Source organism: Magnetococcales bacterium (assembly GCA_015232395.1).
Classification (GTDB): Bacteria; Pseudomonadota; Magnetococcia; order Magnetococcales; family JADFZT01; genus JADFZT01.
On sequence record JADFZT010000077.1, the window covers coordinates 1 to 21,084 of the forward strand.

Sequence of the window (21,084 nt, forward strand, 5' to 3'; positions counted from 1 at the left end):
TGGTGAGATTTTCACATCAAGCAGTCAACTGGCCTGGGAATGCTATCAAGCTTGAACGGACTTTTTTCGGGGGACTCCTGCATGAGCCATGGGTACGGTCAGCCCCAAAGTCAGGACACCCAGGAGCAGGCCACGGACAAACGGAGACCTGAAAGTGCGAACCGGTCGAACTGCCAATGTTTGCAACAAGCGTTGTCTGTAGCCTGAAAAAGCCATCACATAAGATTTCAAGGTGTTCTCCTGACTTGCTCCACCCATCGGTTGAAACAGGGTGTTACGAGGTTAAAGGGTTTGATCTGCACCGATCCCGCCCCATAAATCCTTTGAGTTGGGTTGCTTCTGGAAAAATGATACTAAGAAAGAATACGGTGTGCTGGCAATAGTGGACACGCTTTATTCAATCCATCTTTTGTATATTCACACGAACACGGCAGGTACCAAATTTCAACCCATTGAACTCCCCAGGCCCCTCGTTCACCGCATCAAAGGGAAATCTGTTGGATAAACCGGACCCAGAAAGTTTCGGCAAGATTCCACCCCCCTGTACCTCCTGTTAAATCCCCTCTATTTTTTGATCCGTTCCAAATGGTTCATCACACTGCCATGAAACCAAAAGTGGAATCCACCTCAATCTCACCCACCATCACACCTCACCCCCCCATTCAGGCAGACCAAACAACCGATTCTTATCGATTCCCGACAATCTTTCCCAGTCCTATAACCATTTTGTTTTGCCATGATACTTGTTTCCTCTCTGTATACGCCATCCCAACATGGAAATTGAAACCATACTCGGAGGGAAAGCTATAGCAAACATGCCATCGGGCTTGCTTCAGTGAGGCAGATAGTCGTGTCGACACTATCCGGGATTCATGTCGAAATCAGTGAAATGAGTCATCATGAGCTTGATTAACTTCAGGAATTTACTTGAACACGGATTAGTGTGTTGACATTAGCATCATCATATATCACTATAGTATGTTTACAGGGTCGGATTATCTGATCAAATATAACTTTTACCCGCTACAGAAAAATTATCAGGCAAAATAAAGATGCAAAAATCCAAGTTTATACTGATGTTTATGTTTTTTATCGTTGGCATGTCAACCGTTATGACGAAAGCCTTGGCCCAAAACCTTTCTGCCACAGTGGCTCAGGCATTGAAAAGCTATCCGGAGGTGGCCGCACTTCACTACGAAAGCCTGGCGGCCAACGAGCGAATAGGACAGGCCCGTTCGGGTTATTTTCCAACGCTGAATCTACGCGGTGGTGATGGCTATGAATATGCCGACAACCCTGCCACCAGAGGCCGGACCGGAGGGGATGACGAGCTGGAACGCACCGAACTCAGCCTGACCCTGCGTCAAAATCTGTTCCAGGGGCTGGGTACACGCTCATCGGTGGAAAGTGCCCAGGCTGGCGTCTTGGGGGCCAAATGGAAAGAGCGGGGAGTGAGCGAAGAGATTGCGCTAAAGGTGACCAAGGCCTATCTCGACGTTCTCCAGGAAGAGCGGCAAATCCAACTGGCCAAGGAAAACCTCAAGGCTCACCAGGGAATTCTCACCCTGGTGCAAAAACGCATCAAACAAAATCTCAGCAGTCGCTCCGAGGAGAGCCAGGTTCTGGCAAAAATCAAGAATGTCGATGCGGTCATCACCCGATCCGAAGGGGCTCTTCTGGATACCCAAAACAATTTCGTCACTCTGGTAGGTGAACAACCGGAGTCGCTGAACACCCCCCCCCTTCCCACAGCACTTTCCGACGACCTGGAAAGCGCCATTCTCATCGCCCAGAAAAACAATGCCGACGTGATCAAGGCCCAAGCCCTGGTCGCTCAGGCAAAGGCCGAAATTCAGCAACGCAAATCCGCCTTTTATCCCAGTGTGGATCTGGAATTGACCGGCAACCTGGACCGTAACCTTTCCGGCACCCCAGGTCGCAGCGAATCCTTCAGCACCATGCTGGTCATGAACATGAACCTGTTTGCGGGGGGATCTGATTTTTATCGCGTCCGGGAAGCAGAGTTTCTGCTCAAGCGTAACCAAAGCAACCTGGAACGTATTCTTCGGGATGTCGCCGAGGCGGTCAAAGAGGCTCACAACGCCTGGATGGTCGCGCAATCCCAGCACAAAACCTTTGCCTCCCAGGTCATTACAAACCAAAAAGTACGAAAAGCCTACCAACAACAATATCTATTGGGCAAGCGGACACTCCTGGATCTGCTGGATGCCGAAAATGATCTGTTTATCTCCCGTAGCAATGAATCCCGGGAGCAAAATCGCACACTGTTTGCCGCCTATCGGCTCTTGACCGCCCAGGGGAAACTATTGGAATCATTCGGTATCGCCTCCCCATCAAGCCTACCGTGAGTCGGTCAACCAATATTCCAAATAACTTTAAAAATGACATTTAAGGGTTTGGCACGAGGGGACAGGTCATGAGCAAGCAGGGGTCGGAGTCGGGAGGCTTATGGTTGGATAACGGCATGCCTCTCCCAGGTGAATCGGGTGTGGAAACGGGGTTTGGCGGATTCCCGGGGGGTGGGTTTACAGGAGGCGGGCTTGGCAGTGGTGAAACCATTCTGCTGGCTCAAAATGAACCGACGGGCCAATCGGATGAAACCCAATCCCCCGGTGACTCCCCTCCCCCGGCTGAAACCAACGATGGATCCAGCAGTGGCGGCGCTGCCGAGACTCTTCTGGCAAAACCACCCCCCGGCACAGTCCTGGAGGTAGATGTTGTTTCCGGAGAAGAGGTCAAGATCGATGCCAATGACTCCGACGTTCTGGAAATCAAGATCGTCGATGGTCAGGTGCATGTCTCCTTTGTCGATGGGGCCGTCCTGATCCTGCAACAACCGGGTGGTAGCAATAGTAATATCCCCCCCATCCAATCTGTAACCCTGCTGGACAAGGTGGCCACTTTTTCCGCCGACGCCCCTTATGTCAACGACACCTCTACCCCACAAACCACACCGACCACCACAACCACCCCATCCACGCCGACTTCCACAACTGTCGAACCTGAAGAAAACACCGATGAGCCACAGGAAGAAGAGACCACCACCGATTCGACTGTGGATCCCCCGGATCTGACCACCCCCACGACGACCACAACAACAACGACCAGCCCCCCCTCAAACACCGATTCCAATATGGTGGGCAATCTGGTCTCCCAGTCCAATGAAGCGCCGCTGATCACCCTGTCGTCAGACGATTTAACCGCCCCGGAAAATACCAGCTTCACTTTGAGGGAAATCCAGGTCGAGGATTCCGATGGAGACAACCTCACCGTAACCCTCTCCAGCAGTGGTGGTGAGGCGCTCTCTCTGACCGACAGCGATGCAGCCTCCATCACCTTGGTGGATGGAAATGGCTCTGATGGCGAAATCTCCCTGAGTGGTTCGGCGACCGACTTGAATACCGTTTTGGCGGCTGGGGTCGAGGTGGCGATGGGGACGGAAGATCTCACCCTGCTGGTGGGGATTGTCGATGATGCCAGCAACGCCGGTTCAGATCAGGATAGCCTGGTTGTCACTGTCAACAATGCCCCCCAAATCGATCTGGCCACGCCCCGGGAGATGGCAGAATTTTACAGCGTCACCCTGAACGATCTTTCGGTGGCCGATGCCAATGGGGATGAACTGACTGTTGTTTTGACCAGCGATGGCGGGGATGGTCTCGCCTTTGTCAATGTGGATGCCGCTTCGGTGGATGCCTTGGATGTGGATGGGTCTGATGGCAGCCTCTCCATCAGTGGTTCGGTGGCTGATCTAAACACCGTTCTGGCTGCTGGTGTACGGGTGAGCGCTGGCGAAGTCGATTTTTCCCTGACCATGACCGCCACCGACGACGGTGTGGGTAACTTGACCAGCAGTAATTCCATGGCGTTTACCGTCAACAACGCCCCGATCAATACCGTGCCGGATGCCCGGGAGAGTGAGGGAAACATCCCCACGGTTTTGACGGATCTGAGGGTCGCTGATATCGATGGAGACACCCTGACCCTGGTTCTTGCCACCAGCAACAACGAAGCGTTGGCATTTTTAGATATGACCGCCGGAAGCGTCACCGGCATCGATACCGATGGCTCAGACGGCTCCCTCTCCATCAGTGGCTCTGTGGACGACCTGAATGGGGTGTTGGCTGCCGGTGTGGAAGTGACCCCCGGTGTGGTGGCGTTTATCCTGACCATGACCACCACCGATGATGGTCAAAACAGCCTGGCGGATGTCGATACGGTCGCGTTTACAGTAGAGGTGAACAATGCCCCGGTAAACACGGTACCCAGCAGCCAGGAAGTTGTGGAAAACAACACAACGATCCTCACCAATCTCTCCGTCGCTGATGAAGATGGCGATGCTTTGACCCTGGTTCTGACTACCAGCAACAGCGAAGCCCTGGCTCTTACCAACATCAACGCTGGAACGGTCACCGGCATCGATACGGATGGTTCCGACGGCTCCCTCTCCATCAGCGGCGCTGTGGAGGAGCTGAATGCCGTGTTGGCTGCTGGCTTGGAAATAACCTCCGGCGTGGATGATTTTATCCTGACTGTGACCACCACCGATGACGGTGAGGGTTACCTGGAAGATGTCGATAGTATCGCTTTTACGGTTTTGGCCAACGACGCCCCCGTCAACACCCTGTCCAGCCCCCAGGAGATGGCTGAAAACAGCACCACAACCCTCTCCGACCTTCGGGTGGCCGATACCGATGGCGATACCCTGACCCTGGTTTTGGCTACCAGCAATCATGAAGCGCTGGCCTTTTCCAACCTCAACGCAGGTCAGGTCACCGGGGTCGATACCGATGGCTCTGACGGTTCTCTCACCATCATTGGCAGTGGGGATGAGATCAATGCCGTGTTGGCGGCTGGATTGGAAATAACCTCGGGGAGTGGGGATTTTTCGTTGACGGTTGTCACCACCGATGATGGCCCGGGAACCCTCTCCGACAACGATACGGTCGCCTTTGGCGTCAACAATGCCCCGGTCAACACCCTCCCTGGGGGGCAGTCGGTGGCGGAAAACAGCACGACGACGATTTCCAATATATCGGTAACCGATCCCAACGCTGACGGGGATCTTTTGACCCTGGTTTTCTCCACCAGCAACAACGAAACAATCGCTTTCGCTGATATCAGCGCCGGAAACATCACCGGCACGGATACCGATGGTTCCGATGGCTCCCTAACCGTCAGTGGCAGCACCGACGAACTGAACGCCCTCCTGGCAGCCGGATTGGAGGTCACCTCAGGCATCGATGACTTTACCCTGAACATGACCACCACCGACGATGGCGCAGGGGCTCTCTCAGAGAGCGGCTCGGTGGACTTTTCCGTCAACAATGCCCCGGTCAATACGGTGCCTGGCACACAAACGGTGGATGAAAACAGCACCACGACGCTGACGGATATTTCCGTATCCGATGCCGATGGTGGTGCTTTGACCCTGGTGATCTCCACCAGCAATGGCCAAGCAATCGCCTTTACCAATGTCAACGCCGCACGACGCGTGGTGAAGATTGATGTCGATGGCTCGGACGGTACCTTGAGCCTCCGCGCCACCGCCAACGGTCTCAATTCCATATTGGCTGCCGGATTGGAAATATCCTCCGGGGATGAGGATTTTACCCTGACCGTCACCACCACCGACGGCGGAACCGGCGCTTTGGTGGATAGCGATACCATTGCCTTCGAGGTTGGGAGCAACAGCGCTCCGGTCCATAGCGTGCCGGATGCCCAGGAAGTGATCGCAGGAAGCACCACCACCCTCTCCAACCTGGCCGTGACCGACCCCGACGGCGACACCCTGACCTTGACGCTTTCTACCAGCAACGGCGAAGCGATGGCCTTTGCCGATGTCACTGCCGGGGATATTACGGCGACCGATGTGGATGGTTCCGACGGCTCTCTCACCATCAGTGGCAGTGCGGAAGAGATCAACAGCGTGCTCGCCGCCGGGGTGGAAGTGACTGCGGGCACAGAGGAGTTCACCCTGACTGTTACCACCACTGATGATGGTACAGGTACACTGTCTGATAGTGATACGGTGGCTTTTGACGTCAACAACGCCCCTGTGCTGGAGAATGCCACTTTGGCGGTGGATGAAGATGCCGCCAATGGCGATCTGGTGGGATCTCCGGTAACGGGCAGCGATGTGGACGGGGATGCCCTCACCTACACCATTACCGGCGGCAATGGGGATGGAATTTTCACCATTGAGGCTGACACCGGCCAGATCACCATCGCCGACAACAGCAACCTGGATTACAGCACCACCAGCCAATATCTCCTGACGGTGGAAGCCTCGGATGGAACGGCTACGGATACGGCGACGGTATCGGTGGATATCGGCAACATCAACAACGCCCCGGTGCTGGAGGATACCAACTTGGCAGTGGATGAAAATGCCGCCAATGGCGATCTGGTGGGATCGCCGGTGACGGGCAGCGATGTGGACGGGGATGCCCTCACCTACACCATTACCGGCGGCAATGGGGATGGAATTTTCACTATTGATGCCGACACCGGTCAGATCACCATCGCCGACAACAGCAATCTGGATTACAGCACCACCAGCCAATATCTCCTGACAGTGGAAGCCTCGGATGGAACGGCTACGGATACGGCGACGGTATCGGTGGATATCGGCAACATCAATACCGCCCCGGTCTATGAAGATGCCACCCTCTCCGTCAGGGAAAGTGCCAGCGACGGTGATGCGGTCGGCTCCCCGGTGACCGCCACTGACGTGGATGGGGATACGCTAACCTACAGCATCACCGCTGGAAATGACGACGCCATCTTCGCCATCGACGAAAGCTCCGGCCAGATCACCATTGCCGATAACAACCATCTGGATTATGAGGATGAAAGATCCCACACCCTGACGGTGGAAGCCTCTGACGGAACCGCGACCGACACAGCCACGGTGACGATTGGTGTCACCAACGTCAATGACAACACCCCATCGATCAGTGATGCCACGCTGTCAGTGGATGAAGATGCCGCCGATGGCGATCTGGTGGGGTCTCCGGTGACGGGCAGCGATGCCGACGGCAACAGCCTCTCCTACAGCATCACCTCAGGCAACACCGACGCCATTTTTACCATCGACTCAAGCTCGGGTCAGATCTCCATCGACGACAATACCAACCTGGATTACAGCACCACCGATCAATACACCCTCACGGTGGAGGCCTCGGATGGAAGTCGTTCCGATACAGCTACAGTCACGGTGGATATTGGTGATGTGACATCGGTCACTTTGGATGTGGACGACAACGCCCCAGCCGAAGCAGGTGGTGTGGCCACGGTGACGGCAACATTGGATGCGGTATCCGCTCAAGATGTCACGGTGACGCTGGCTTTGAGTGGTACAGCGACGGGGAATGGTACCGATTATACCGCGAGTGGGACTTCCATTGTCATCTCGGCAGGAGATACCACCGGCACCATCACCTTGACCGGGGAGGATGATGCGCTGGATGAAGCGGGTGAGACCATCATTGTCGATATCGATTCGGTGACCAACGCCAGTGAAAGCGGCACCCAGCAGGTCACAGCAACCATTGCCGATGACGACGATCCCCCCAACGTAACCTTGAGCCTGGATGATAATGCTCCGGCTGAAGCTGGTGGGGTAAGCACGGTGACGGCAACGCTGGATGCCGCTTCGGGGCGGGATGTGACGGTGAACCTGGCTTTTTCGGGTACCGCGACCGACGGGGGGGCCGACTATAGCGCGAGTGGGGCCTCTATCGTTATCGCTGCTGGAGAGACCACCGGCACCATCACCCTGACCGGGGTGGATGATGCCCTGGATGAAGCCGGTGAGACCGCTATCGTTGATATCGACTCGGTGACCAACGGCACGGAAGATGGTTCCCAGCAGGTGACGGCGACTATTGCCGACGACGACGATGCCCCCAACGTCACTCTGAGTATCGATGACACCACCCCAGATGAAGCCGGAGGGGTGGCCACGGTGACGGCGACTCTGGATGCCGCTTCCGGTCGGGATGTGACGGTCAATCTGGCTTTGAGTGGTACGGCGACGGACGGAGGGACTGACTATACCGCGAGTGGAGCCGCCATTGTCATCGCGGCAGGAGATACCACCGGCACCGTCACTTTGACCGGGGTGGATGACGCCCTGGATGAGGTGGGAGAGACAGCCATTGTTGATATCAGCAGTGTCGTCAATGGTACGGAAGATGGTTCCCAGCAGGTGACAGCGACCATTACCGACGACGACGATCCCCCTAACGTCACCTTGAGCCTGGATGACAACGCCCCAGCCGAAGCAGGCGGTGTCGCAACCGTAACCGCCACGTTGGATGCCGCTTCCAGTCAGGATGTCACGGTCAATCTCGCTTTCAGCGGCACGGCGACCGACAGTGGGACCGACTATACGGCGAGTGGAGCCGCCATTGTGATCGCAGCTGGAGACACCACCGGCACCATCACCTTGACCGGGGTGGATGACGCCCTGGTCGAAGGGGATGAGACCGCTATCGTCGATATCTCTTCGGTGACCAACGGCACAGAGGACGGTACCCAGCAGGTGACGGCGACCATCGCTGACGATGATTCCCCGGACGTGACTTTAAGCATTGATGACACCACTCCAAATGAAGCGGGTGGCGTGGCCACGGTCACGGCTACCCTGAGCGAGGCTTCCCCCCAGGATGTCACGGTGACCCTGGCTCTCTCCGGAACCGCTACGGGGAGTGGTACGGACTATACCGCGAGTGAAACCTCCATCGTCATCTCCGCGGGAGATACCACCGGCACCATCACCCTGACAGGGGTGGATGATGTCCTGGATGAAGCGGGTGAGACCGCCATCGTCGATATCGATTCGGTGATCAACGCCAACGAGGATGGCGCCCAACAGGTCACAGCGACCTTTGCCGATGACGATGATGCCCCCAGCGTCACCTTGAGTATCGATGACACCACCCCGGCAGAAGCAGGTGGCGTGGCCACGGTGACGGCCACATTGGATGCCGCTTCCGGTCGGGATGTGACGGTCAATCTCGCCTTTTCCGGCACGGCTACGGACAGTGGAACCGATTATACCGCGAGTGGGGCCTCCATCGTTATCGCCGCAGGGGATACCACCGGCACCATCACCCTGACCGGTGTGGATGATGCCTTGGATGAGGCGGGAGAGACTGCGGTTGTTGATATCAGCAGTGTCACCAACGGTACGGAAGATGGTTCCCAGCAGGTGACGGCGACTTATGCCGATGACGATGATGCCCCCAGCGTCACCTTGAGTATCGATGACACCACCCCGGCAGAAGCGGGTGGCGTGGCCACGGTCACAGCCACATTGGATGCCGCTTCCGGTCGGGATGTGACGGTCAATCTCACCTTTTCCGGTACGGCCACGGACAGTGGGACCGATTATACCGCGAGTGGAGCCTCCATCGTTATCGCCGCAGGAGATACCACCGGCACCATCACCTTGACCGGGGTGGATGATACCCTGGATGAGGTGGGAGAGACCGCTATTGTTGACATCAACAGTGTCACCAACGGTACGGAAGATGGTTCCCAGCAGGTCACGGCAACTTACGCCGACGATGACGACCCTCCCAACGTCAGCTTGAGTATCGATGACAACGCCCCAGCCGAAGGGGGTGGTGTGGCCACGGTCACAGCCACTCTGGATGCGGCTTCTTCTCAGGATGTCACGGTGGCTCTGTCCCTTTCCGGCACCGCCACGGGGAGTGGTACGGATTATACGGCCAGCGCAACCTCCATTGTCATCGCCGCTGGAGATACCACCGGCACCATCACCTTGACTGGGGTGAATGATGCCTTGGATGAAGCGGGAGAGACGGTCATTGTCGATATCGATTCGGTGACCAACGGCGCTGAAGATGGCTCTCAGCAAGTCACAGCAACCATCGCCGACGATGATGATGCCCCCAGCGTCACCTTGAGTATCGATGACACCACCCCAGCCGAAGCGGGTGGCGTGGCCACGGTGACGGCCACACTGGATGCCGCTTCCGGTCGGGATGTGACAGTCAATCTCGCCTTTTCCGGCACGGCCACGGACAGTGGAACCGATTATACTGCGAGTGGAGCCTCCATCGTCATCGCAGCTGGAGATACTACCGGCACCATCACCTTGACCGGGGTGGATGATACCCTGGATGAGACTGGTGAAACCGCCATTGTTGACATCAGCAGTGTTACCAACGGTACGGAAGATGGCTCCCAGCAGGTGACGGCGACTCTGGCTGACGATGACGACCCACCCGATGTCACTCTGAGCATCGACGACACCACCCCGGGTGAAGCGGGGGGAGTGGCGACGGTGACGGCGACATTGGCTGCTGCCTCTGGCCAGGATGTCACGGTCAATCTCGCTTTGAGCGGTACGGCTACGGATGGTGGAACCGATTATACCGCGAGTGCGGCCTCCATCGTCATCGCCGCAGGAGACACCACCGGCACCATCACCTTGACCGGGGTGGATGATACATTGGACGAAGCGGGAGAGACCGCCATTGTCGATATCAGCTCAGTCGTCAACGGCAATGAGGCCACCGCCCAGCAAGTAACCGCCACCTTTGCCGATGATGATGATCCCCCCGAGGTGACCCTGAGCATCGACGACGACACCCCCACCGAGGCCGGTACCGATGTGGCCACGGTGACCGCCACCCTGGATGCGGCCTCCAGCTACGATGTGACGGTCGATCTGGCTATTTCCGGCACCGCCACCGATACCACCGACTATACGGCGAGCGGAACTTCCATCACCATCGCCGCCGGAGACACCACCGGCACCATCACCCTGACCGTTGTCGATGATGACGATGATGATAATGACGAAACCATCATTGTCGATATCGATGGTGACCCCACCAACGGCACGGAAGGCACCCCCAACCAGGTGACAGCCACCATCACCGATGATGATGACGCCGGCGGCAGTACTATTACCGTGACGGCAGACAATACCTTTACCGGCACTTTTTCCGATGGTGTGGTGGATACGGTGGTCTGGGACGGAATTTTTAGCGTCGATCTATCGGACTTCAACAAAGACGAAGATATCATCGATTTGCTGAATTCAACCTTTACTGGACAAGGTGCTGTCACCGGAACGGTAGCCACCTATGATGGGATCATTTTTCAAAATGGGACAACAATGAATGGAGCTACACCTGTTCCACTCGGTTTTTGGTATGGGACCTCCTTTGTACCCAACCAAAGCACTTTGGCGATTCTTTTGACGCTTGCTTCCAGCACCACTTTAGCAACGGGCCTGCCAAACGATTTGACGGTAAACGATTTCGTCTATCAGTGATCATCGGAAGAACTTCCACAATTGGTCAGTCTGGCACAACTACGTGATCGGCAGCGGAAAGAGGGGCCACAAGATATCGTGGCGCAGTGCCGTTCTCTCGTGGCCGCCGGGGGTGCTCGTGGGCTGGAGGCCGCCGCCTTGTTGGGGATGAGCCTGATCCAGCAAGGGCAACAAGAGGAGGGCCGCCATTTTTTGGCTGAAGCGACCCGCCAGCGGGAACTCCTGGATGGGCTCGCCTTGGCGGATCTTGGAGGGGGGCTTTTACTGTTGGGGTTTGCCGCCCAGGCGGTAACCAACCTGGAAGAGGCAGCGGCCCAGGCTCCGGATGATGGCTACATTCACAACCGCCTGGGATTGGCGCTGGCGCTCTTGGGCCGATTCGAACAGGCCATCGAAGCGTTTGAAAATGCACTGGCGCTGTTACCCGGCAACCCGGGTTTTCGAGTAAATCTGGCCCGAGTCATGGTACGGGTGGAACGTTGGCAGAAAGCTCTGGACTACTTGGGGCAGGTGGACGACCTTCCCGGTGATTCCGGCTCCCTGGCGTGGGAAATACGGCTCGAAGCCTTGGTCGGATCAGGTCGGTTGGATGAAGCGGAAACGCTTTATCGCAGCGCTGCGGTTCCCGGGTCGGGCTCTACTCAATTCGACCGGTTGGCAGCCATGATCGCCGCCGGTCGTGATCGGCATGATGAAGCTGAGTTTCATTATCGGCAGGCCCTGGCCAAAAATCCAACCAACGTACGGGCATTAGAGGGATTTTCGATTCTTTCCGAGGCCAGAGGACGTTTTTTTGAGGCGATTCCCCTGTTGCAGAAAGCGGTCGAACTGGAGCCGGAAAGTGCCACTCTCTGGGTGCAGTTGGCGACTGTTTTCCTGCGTTCCAAAGCGGTTTTTCAGGCCGAAAAGGCGGTGCAGAAAGCGCTCTTCCTTACCAGTGAAAGAGAGGGGCCGCAACATGTGACGGCGCTCTGTACCCTGGCGGGGGTGGAGGAGGAGAAGGGAAACGTTCAGGCTGCGGAGGAAGAATATCGGCACGCTTTAGCCATTGATCCCGAGAACACCCTGGCCCTGAATAAATTGGGCCATCTTCTGGTTCAGCTTGGACGGATCGAAGAAGGTATAACCCTTTTCGAAAAAATTTCTAAAAAAACACCAACCATTGGCCAAACTTTCCTGATTCGCGCCCGCCACTATCCCGATGATCCCGTCCAATTGGAAATGCTGGAACAAGCTGCTGCCCGTCCTGGTTTGGGGGGATCGGTGGCAGCTGGCATCTATTTCGAGCTGGCTCGGGCCTGGGAGCATCGGGGTGACTATGATCGTGCTTTCAGTTGTGCCCATCAGGCCAACAAGGTAAGGCGTGCCTGGCTCACCTACGATTCGATGGAAATCCAACGGGAGACCGAGCGAATCATGGCCACTTTTACCCGGTCACTCTTCGAGCAACGCCAGGGGGGTGGCGACCCTTCCCGATTACCCGTTTTCGTGCTCGGCATGCCCCGTTCCGGAACCACCCTGGTGGAGCAAATTTTGGCCAGCCACCCGAGGCTGTTCGGCGCAGGTGAGTTGGGACAAATCACCACTTGGGCACAGGGTTTGACGGTGATGGGACGGCATTTGGGTACAGGTCCGCCCTATCCAGAGTGCATGGCAACCCTATCTTCGGTCCAAATTGCCAAAATGGCCCGTTATTGTCTGACGGAGTTGCAAAAATTCGATCCCGATGCCGATTTCGTCATCAACAAGTTGCCGCACAATTTTCGTCATATCGGCTTGATTCAACTATTGTTTCCGAACGCCGCCATCATTCACTGCATGCGCGAACCGAGGGATGTGGCCATATCCAGCTATTTTCTGGACTTTGCCGCCAAATCCCACGGCCTGGGCTACGCCTTCGATTTGCGGGAGTTTGGTTTCCACTATCTCGATTATCAGCATCTCATGGATCACTGGCATGAAGTATTGCCGGGAAAGATTCTGGATGTACGCTATGAGGAGCTGGTAGAGGAGCCGGAGGTGCAGGTTCGCCGCATGCTGGATTATTTGGGCTTGGAATGGGATCCATCGGTGTTGGAATTTCAAAAATTGGAGCGATCGGTCAAAACTGCCAGCGTCTGGCAGGTACGCCAACCCATCTACAAGACCTCCCGGCAAAGGTGGCGCAATTATGCCAAGTTTCTTGGGCCGTTGGAGGATGTGCTATCGGGGAGGGATGACCATGCCACATCCCCCCCCGAGCAACCTGCATAAAAAGCGTAAGGCCCCTTTCACCCCTGACCGTGAAAGCAGACACGGCCACTTTCACGGTCAGGGTCAGGGGCAGGACCAGCAGCCCGGGAGATTGCAACCTCACCGAACGGGCATTGCTCTCTTAGTTGAAAATAATCTGATAGTGCGGTGTGCGGTGGTCTGCCATATGAAACCGGGTCATATGCACGTCGGCGGTTTTGCCGGACCCCTTGATGTCGAGTTCGTAATGCCCCTCGGGAATGTGGCTGTCCTTCTTGCCAACGAGAATCAGCCGGAAAGGCTGTCGTTCACCCGGTGCGCCTTCGTGTCTGCTCGCTACCACCTCCTCTACTTTGAGGGTATGGGTGTTTCTGCCATCGAAAAGATCGATGACGCCGTTGATGTGCTTGTTGAACGTATCGATGGTGACTTTTTTCAGGTGTTCGCTCATGACTGTCAATCTCCAGTGGGTCGGGTAACGGGGGTGGGTTCAGCATTCCGGCTTGGCCATCTCATCTGTATGTGGACCCCATGGGTTTCCACTGCGCCAAAACCCAGACGTTCGTAAAGCTTCACGGCTGGATTGAAATCCTCGACCATGATGCTCAGGCTGCCCTGGAAGGCGCCGGCTTCGTTTTGCAGGCTTTTCAGAATGCGGCTGCCGATCCCCTGTCTTTGATAACGGTTGTGTAGGGTGATATCGATGATGTGGATATTGTATGGGCTTCGGTTGACATAGAGCCGACCGATGGGTGTTTCTCCCAGCAGGATGATATCGAAACGGCCATCCGGGTTGTTCTTCCAGTAGGATCGGGACTGCAACGCGAACTGTAGATCCAAAAACGCCTGCTTGTCGGCCTCACTCCCTTCCAGGTAGGTCACCTCCAATGCCCGGGTATCTCCAAACATCTCGCGCAAAAAAGGGGTGTCTCCCTCTTCGACCGGGCGCAGACTCAATTCCGGCAAGGCGGTTTTTTCTTCCGGTATGCGTTTTTCCAACACACTGCCCCCCTAGCCTGGTGAAGGGTATTCCCCATCGATGCAGATACAGTAATTGATGGCGAGATAGGGCTGCATGTTTTGGTGCGCTTGGTTGTTGCCGCTTGTGGAGAGGGCATCCTCATGCATGGGGACGATTTGGCTGCTGCTGAGAGGGCGAATGCCGCTTTCGGAGGGCGTTGTCAGGTCAGAATCCGCCGCTTCAGCACCTGCCGACAGCGATGGTTCTTTATAATGTTTCAGTACTTGCCCACCGCGGGCTGAGGGATCACCCTCCGCTTGACCGAGAAAGTGATCAGCGGGATCGGTTTGGGTGGCATAGGTCGTATCGCTGCCGCTGACATGGCTGCCCTTCAACTGGTGGCTGTGGGCGGGCATTTGGTCGCTGGAGATTACGACACCTTCCGTGCCGGATTTTTGACCCAGGCTGTAGCTGCTCAGCCCAGAGCCGGTTCCGGGATGTATGGGTGCGCGCCCTTTGAGGTCGGGCAGCTGCATGTTGGATCGCCCATCCCCACCATAGGTGGCTCCCAGAATGCTGAAAAGGGCGCTGTATTGACTGATGGAAAGGATCTGCCCGTCACAGAAGAGCCAATCCCTGGGGTTGAAGGTGTATGGAAAAAGTCGGATTTCACCGAGATAACTGTCAGCCATTACAGGCTCCTTTTAGCTGCGTTTTGGGAAAACACCATGGACACAGACGATAAAGTTCAAGCCCAGGGTGGGTTGCCGGTTTTCATGGGCGTTGTCGGAGCCGGTGGAAGCGATGGCGCCGCTATACATGTTGGCATTGGCTGTTCCGGGAGCCTCTGTATAAAACTTCTGTTTGTCACCCACCTTGGCGGGAAGTCTGTTTTGCGGATCGTTGGAGTCCGCCGCATCGGTGATGCCGTTCAGGTCATGGTCGTGTTGAGGGATGTGAGAGACGGTGAGTTTGACTGTCTCCGTACCTGCTTTTTCCCCAATGAATCGTGAGGACAAGAAGGGGGCTGTGCCTTGGTGCAACGGGATGCGTCCCCGCATGTCGGGCAAGGAAAAAGAGCTGATACCGTCTCCTCCATAGGTGGTGCCGTAGAGGGCATAGAGGTCGCTATATTCGTTGATGCTCAAGGTTTGTCCATTGCATGCCAGCCAGTATCTGGGTATGCGGCTGCCTGCGAACAGTTTGATTTCGCCGAGGTATGATTCCATTTTTGTCTCCCCTACGGTCTGCTTGGATAGATGCCTTCCATGGCAATACAGAAATTGACTACCAGGTAGGGCTGCATGTTGGAGTGGGCTTGGCCGCTACCGGTAGTAGCAACCGATCCGTCGGCCATGGCGGTGACATTGCTGTTTGTGGGGGAGCCAAAGGCATCGCCGCCGGGATAGTTGGCCAGAAGCCGTTTTTCAGGATCGGTTTGATCTCCCGACTCCTGGGTGGCATAGAGCGTATGTTTGTGGCTGGGTAGGTTGTCATGCATCAGAGGAACGGCCTCCATGCCGCCCGCATACCCTTGACGGATGATGTCATCTGGATCGGGATGGATGGGAACCCGTCCCCGAAGATCCGGAAGCGCAAAGTTGGTTCGGTCATCCCCGCCGAATTGTGAACCAATGAGTGAGTAGAGGGCGGTGTACTGGCTGATGGCAATGAGCGTTCCATTGCATTGTGACCAGCCCTCCGGCGCATAGTTGAAACCCATCATTCGGATCTCTCCCAAATATGGATCTGACATTATTTCTCCTTTCTTAGTTGAGCATGAAAAAGCCAAGCCAGGTGCAGCGATTCAGCTTTTCCCCACCATAAAACTTGCATGAAATAACCTGAAAATTTACTTAAAAACAACACCTTGCAACAATCATCACAGAGGTTCGTCTACCCCTCCCTGCCAATGGTCGATGGGACTTGGGGTTTGGGTGGTAATGGGGGCATGGATTCCCGGACATCACTGTGCAGGAACGCGTAAGCGCGCGAACGGGTTGGATGGCCGTGAGAGTTCATGAGCAGAATCGCTCTGGGAGGAGCAAATGGGATTTTTGGTTTTATTTTCATACCATTAAATCAATATCATCCAGGAAAAATACGTCCAATTATTTAATTATTTTATGTTTTTAAGGCTGCCACAAAACATCCACCAGACAGCCGCTTTGATGTCACGACAAAACATACATTAGTTGGCATTATTGCCCCAAAAAAACAAACTATGCGATGTGGTTTTATCAAAATAATTAACTTGGGGTGATGAACATCAAACACATCGCTTCCAAATGTGTTATAATATAATTCATCAATAATCAGTCGTCAAGTGATTTCAAGGCAAGGGGGTAAAATCGATGGCAGGGTAAAAACGGAGCGGGGGTGCTTGGATAACTCTATCGTTCTCGCAAGGCCCGTTTCTGGGCTCTTCGGATAGGCTTGAGAAGATAGTCCAGGATGGTTTTTTTCCCGGTGATGATATCCACGGAGGCGGTCATGCCCGGAATGATGGGGAGGGGGTTTTGGGGATTACCGAAGCCGCTGTTCTGGGTGGTCAGATAGATACGGAAAAAGCTGTAGCCCTTTTCGTCGGCAAAAGTATCGGCGCTGATCTCTTGTAGCTGGGCATCCAGAGTGCCGTAGATGGCGGCATCATAGGCGGTGATGTTTACCGCCGCAGCCAGCCCCGGACGTAAAAAAGCAACATCCCGGGGAGAGACCCAGGCTTCAATCCGCAACAAATCATCTATCGGCACGATTTCAACGATGGCTTCACCCGCCCGGATGACAGCACCAGGGGTGGTAAAATGAATGACTTTGACGATTCCCCGAACCGGTGCGATCACCTCGGTTCTGCGCACCCGATCCTGCTCGGCGGTGGCCACTTCCCGGATGGCGGATAGACGCGCCACCACGGCATTTTTTAAATCCAACGACTCCGAATGGAAAGTCAACCGCGCCCCCTCCACCCGCCCCACAGCCTCCTTGAGGGCTGATTTTACACGGGGAATAGCGAGCTTGATCACCTTCAGCTCACTCTCTTGCTGAGCAAACTGACGCTCCAGGCGCAACAGGTCGATCTTCGAAACAGCCCCATCCGCCAGAAGTGGACGGGTGAGGGTCAACTCTTCCATGAGCAGGGCAGCGGTTTTTTCCAGCCCGGTCACTTTGGACTGCAACTCCACCAACTCCTGACGCCGCTGCCCCACCTGACGCTCCAGGATGGCCAACTCGTTGGTCAGCGCTTGCTTGCGGACCTGGAAGAGGGCTTTTTCGTTCTGGGCCACCTCCGGGGCTTCCTGCAACAGATCTGCGGGAAAACGGGGGAGGCGGTTTTCGATTTCCCCATCCAGACGGGCAAGCTTGCCGGTAAGGCTCAAATATTCCGCCCGGCTTTTTTGCAGTTGGGCGGTGGCGATGGTGCTGTCGATACGCAGCAAGGGTTGGTTTTGATCCACTGTTTGGCCTTCCTGGACCAACAATTCACCAAGCATGCCCCCTTCCAGGTTTTGCACAATCTGGGTCTTGCTGGAGGAGACCACCTTGCCCTCAGCCCGGGTCATCTCATCGATTTCAGTCAACCCCGCCCACCCCGCGAAAGTGGCCAGCAGCAGGAGCAGGAGCAGGAGAAGCCCGGCAGCGGCCAAACGAGGACGCCGCCGACGGGCCGCTTCCGCTTCGGGAAAAAAATCGGTCTGATCCCACCTGTCAGAGCTATTCATGACCGCCCGCCACGGATGTTATTGTGGGAATCAGACGGTTGGGTGGCATTAGAAAGTTGGGGGGCTTCAGCAGAGGGGGAAGAGGTCGGTATTCCGGAAGGTGGGGGAGGATCAAGGCGCCCCTCATTCAAGGCTTTGAAAACGTCATCCCGGGGGCCATCAGCCAAAACCCGCCCCTGATCCAGCACGATCAAGCGGTCAACCAACGCCAGCAGTCCGGTGCGTTGGGTCACCAGGAGCAGGGTGCGGCTGCCCAGGGACTCCCCCAATCGTCTGATAAAGAGACGCTCTGCCGCCAGATCCATGGCGGAGGTCGGTTCATCCAGCAACAGAATGGGGCGCGATTCCACCAGAGCCCGAGCCAGGGAGACCGCCTGGCGCTCCCCACCGGAAAGATTCCCCCCCTGGGTGCCTACCGAGCGATCCAAACCGGAAGGATGACGCTGGGCCAGAGATTCCATACCGGTCAGGGCCAGGGCCTGCAAGAGGGTGGTGTCGTCCGGATGAGCGCTCCCCCCCATGGCGATGTTGTCTCGCAGGGAGCCGGAAAACAGGGCGCTCTCCTGCTGGGCATACCCCACAGCGTGACGCAATTGGGCAGGGTCCAACTGCCCCACATCAATGCCATCCACCAAAACCTGGCCGTTTTGAGGGGTGTAGAGAGCTGTTATCAGCTTGAGCAGGGTGCTTTTACCGGAGCCCGAGCGGCCTATAATCCCCACCCTTTCGCCCGCCTGGATAGACAGATTGAGTTGCCGGATGGCTGATTCCGTCTGCTCCGGATAGCGGAAAAAGAGCTGTCGAAAGGTGAGGCTGCCCTGGATGGTTGGGCGGTGGAGCCACTGCTGTTGCGGGGGGCGCTCTTCGGGTAGCGCCATCAGCTGGTTGAGCCCCCCCAGAGCCACCCGGGCCTGTTGCAGCCGGGCCAAAACGGCGGCGATCTGAAGAATAGGGGCCATCACCCGTCCCCCGAGAATCACGCAGGCGATAAGACCGCCCAAAGTCAACTCACCCCGAGCGATGCCATAAACCCCCACCAGGATCAATCCCACATAGGCGCTCTGGGCGATGAAGGTGGCGAAAAACTGGAACAAGCTCGCCAGCCACCGCTCCCCCATGGCCGCTTCGCTCATGGCGTCGGTCAGCCGCTCCCAGCGGGCCTGCATGCGTCCTTCGGCCCCTAATATTTTGATCATCTCCAGCCGCTGGATCGCTTCCACCAAAAAACCGTGCTTGCGGGTGGTTTCCTGGTGATTGCTGCCCATGCGTCGAAAGAGCGGCACCTGAAACATCAACCCGACCAGGATCACCGTCAAGGCGACCACCAGGGGAATAGCGGCCATTTGCATCCCCCCCAACAAGCCGATCACCAGGATAAAGAGCCCGGCAAAAGGGAGATCGACGAAGGCTACCAGGGTGGCGGAGGTAAAAAAATCCCGAAGGTTTTCGAAAGAGCGCACCCGATTGGCCAAGGCACCAGCGGAACCAGGACGTTGGCTGAGTCCCAGGCGCATGATTTTTTCAAAGATGCGTGCTGAAAGCAGGGTGTCGAGGTTGCGACCGGTGAGATCGATAAAATAGTAACGCAATGAACGCAGGGCAAAATCGAACAGTAAGGCCAGCCCCACCCCCAACGCCAAAACCCACAAGGTTTCCATGGCCTGATTGGGCACCACCCGGTCATAGACGTTCATCACGAAGAGCGGTACGGCCAGCCCCAGAAGGTTGATGGCGACCGATGCGGCGAGCACCTGGGCAATGCTGAAACCGTGGCGTCCCACCTCCGGCCAAAACCAGCTCCGGGGGGTGTGTTTTCCACCTCTGGGACGGGGGGTGTCGGTTTGGGGTTTGGGGCGAACAAAGAGAGCGGTGCCGATATAATTTTCAGCCAGCTTTTCCCGGCTGATCGATGTCACCCCCGGGGCGCTCTCCGGAAAAAGAACCAGGGCCTCGTCCGCCTCGTTCCAGCCGGTGAGAAGGCAGGCTTTTTGGCCTTCCAGAAAGAGCAGGCAGGGGAGGGTCAGGGGGGAAATATCGGCCAGGGAGAGGGAGAGCAGGCGAGCCGAAAAACCCGCTTGTTGCGCCGCTCTGACCAGCCATCCTGGGGTCACCCCCTCCCCTTCCAGGGGCAGCCCCGCTGCCAGGGAGACGGGAGAACGGGGGGCGTTGAGCAGGCGGGTTATTTCAGCCAGGCAAGCAAGCAAGGGGTCGTTGATCTGCTCCGGATGATTCAAGGAATCCGCAACACTCATAATCCCCCCTCCCCTTCGGATGAACCAAAGGGATGCGTCGTCATCGTCGGCCCTGAAAAACCATTCCCCACCCCCAACTCCCCAGCCTGGATGATCAGCGCCCGTTCGGCATGGTTATGCCGTGATTCCCGGCAATCATAAAACCACCCTACCCCACCACTCCCCCGACTACCATGATTCTCAACCCATTCCAAAGCAGGGCATCGTTCGAACAGAAATCCACAACCAAGCAATACCAGGCGCGACGTCTCAATCCCTTCCAAAGCAGGGCATCGTTCGAACAAAGTTGGGAGGAGCTCAAGCAAAGTTGGGAGGAGCTCAAGCAAAGTTGGGAGCCTCAATCCCTTCCAAAGCAGGGTATCGTTCGAACCGATTTTCGAGCGCACCCTCACCCCGGTGGATTCGTCTCAATCCCTTCCAAAGCAAGGCATCGTTCGAACCCCATCATTTCTGAAAGCATGAACGATTTCAAATGGTTGTGTCCGCCTATTTTTTTGTGCAAAAAAAATCAGGTACCACCCGCAGAGCGGGTGGTTTGATGAAGGCCCCCAGAGGGGGCCGGTTGGATTTGAAAGGGCCTAA

At 56.2% G+C, this 21,084-nt stretch carries 10 protein-coding genes; 3 read left to right on the top strand and 7 right to left on the bottom strand.

Translation table 11 applies throughout. The features are described from left to right. The first annotated feature begins 1,112 nt into the window (after nucleotides 1-1,112). From HQL52_16695 to HQL52_16705, 3 genes are all read left to right on the top strand, one after another. Nucleotides 1,113-2,369: a TolC family outer membrane protein gene (locus HQL52_16695; GenBank protein ID MBF0371090.1), complete on the top strand. Its 1,257-nt coding sequence runs from the start codon at nucleotides 1,113-1,115 to the stop codon at nucleotides 2,367-2,369. A gap of 68 nt (nucleotides 2,370-2,437) precedes the next feature. Continuing rightward, on the top strand, nucleotides 2,438-11,338 hold the full coding sequence (locus HQL52_16700) for a cadherin domain-containing protein (GenBank protein ID MBF0371091.1): 8,901 nt from the start codon (nucleotides 2,438-2,440) through the stop codon (nucleotides 11,336-11,338). Between the two features lie 21 nt (nucleotides 11,339-11,359). Further along, the gene (locus tag HQL52_16705; protein ID MBF0371092.1) at nucleotides 11,360-13,591 is read left to right on the top strand and encodes a sulfotransferase; all 2,232 of its coding nucleotides are present in this window, start codon (nucleotides 11,360-11,362) and stop codon (nucleotides 13,589-13,591) included. A 121-nt stretch (nucleotides 13,592-13,712) separates the two neighbouring features. Here HQL52_16705 and HQL52_16710 read toward each other — a convergent pair whose 3' ends face one another. The 7 genes from HQL52_16710 to HQL52_16740 all read right to left on the bottom strand — a co-directional run bounded on the left by HQL52_16710 (nucleotide 13,713) and on the right by HQL52_16740 (nucleotide 20,502). Beyond that, nucleotides 13,713-14,021, bottom strand: coding sequence for a hypothetical protein (locus HQL52_16710; protein ID MBF0371093.1), 309 nt, complete (start codon nucleotides 14,019-14,021; stop codon nucleotides 13,713-13,715). Between the two features lie 5 nt (nucleotides 14,022-14,026). After that, nucleotides 14,027-14,572: a GNAT family N-acetyltransferase gene (locus HQL52_16715; GenBank protein ID MBF0371094.1), complete on the bottom strand. Its 546-nt coding sequence runs from the start codon at nucleotides 14,570-14,572 to the stop codon at nucleotides 14,027-14,029. Between the two features lie 9 nt (nucleotides 14,573-14,581). Further along, entirely contained in the window at nucleotides 14,582-15,223 is a 642-nt protein-coding gene (locus tag HQL52_16720; protein MBF0371095.1) for a phage tail protein, read from the bottom strand. A 12-nt stretch (nucleotides 15,224-15,235) separates the two neighbouring features. Next, nucleotides 15,236-15,760 carry a phage tail protein gene (locus tag HQL52_16725; protein MBF0371096.1) on the bottom strand — a complete coding sequence of 175 codons (525 nt, stop codon included), beginning with the start codon at nucleotides 15,758-15,760 and terminating at the stop codon, nucleotides 15,236-15,238. An 11-nt stretch (nucleotides 15,761-15,771) separates the two neighbouring features. Next, nucleotides 15,772-16,287, bottom strand: a complete 516-nt coding sequence (locus HQL52_16730) for a phage tail protein (protein ID MBF0371097.1) — start codon at nucleotides 16,285-16,287, stop codon at nucleotides 15,772-15,774. 637 nt (nucleotides 16,288-16,924) lie between these two features. Then, a complete protein-coding gene (locus tag HQL52_16735) occupies nucleotides 16,925-18,250 on the bottom strand; it encodes an HlyD family type I secretion periplasmic adaptor subunit (protein MBF0371098.1) in 1,326 nt (441 codons plus the stop codon). Beyond that, nucleotides 18,247-20,502 (bottom strand): type I secretion system permease/ATPase, encoded by a 2,256-nt coding sequence (locus HQL52_16740; protein MBF0371099.1) that lies wholly within the window; start codon nucleotides 20,500-20,502, stop codon nucleotides 18,247-18,249. The genes HQL52_16735 and HQL52_16740 overlap by 4 nt, the downstream gene beginning before the upstream one ends. Between the last annotated feature and the right edge of the window lie 582 nt (nucleotides 20,503-21,084).

Bases quoted from the DNA above. Each gene is read 5' to 3' on its own strand.
- HQL52_16695 (MBF0371090.1), top strand. From the start codon at position 1,113: ATGACGAAAGCCTTGGCCCAAAACCTTTCTGCCACAGTGGCTCAGGCA.
- HQL52_16700 (MBF0371091.1), top strand. From the start codon at position 2,438: ATGAGCAAGCAGGGGTCGGAGTCGGGAGGCTTATGGTTGGATAACGGC.
- HQL52_16710 (MBF0371093.1), bottom strand. From the start codon at position 14,021: ATGAGCGAACACCTGAAAAAAGTCACCATCGATACGTTCAACAAGCAC.
- HQL52_16720 (MBF0371095.1), bottom strand. From the start codon at position 15,223: ATGGCTGACAGTTATCTCGGTGAAATCCGACTTTTTCCATACACCTTC.
- HQL52_16725 (MBF0371096.1), bottom strand. From the start codon at position 15,760: ATGGAATCATACCTCGGCGAAATCAAACTGTTCGCAGGCAGCCGCATA.
- HQL52_16730 (MBF0371097.1), bottom strand. From the start codon at position 16,287: ATGTCAGATCCATATTTGGGAGAGATCCGAATGATGGGTTTCAACTAT.
- HQL52_16735 (MBF0371098.1), bottom strand. From the start codon at position 18,250: ATGAATAGCTCTGACAGGTGGGATCAGACCGATTTTTTTCCCGAAGCG.
- HQL52_16740 (MBF0371099.1), bottom strand. From the start codon at position 20,502: ATGAGTGTTGCGGATTCCTTGAATCATCCGGAGCAGATCAACGACCCC.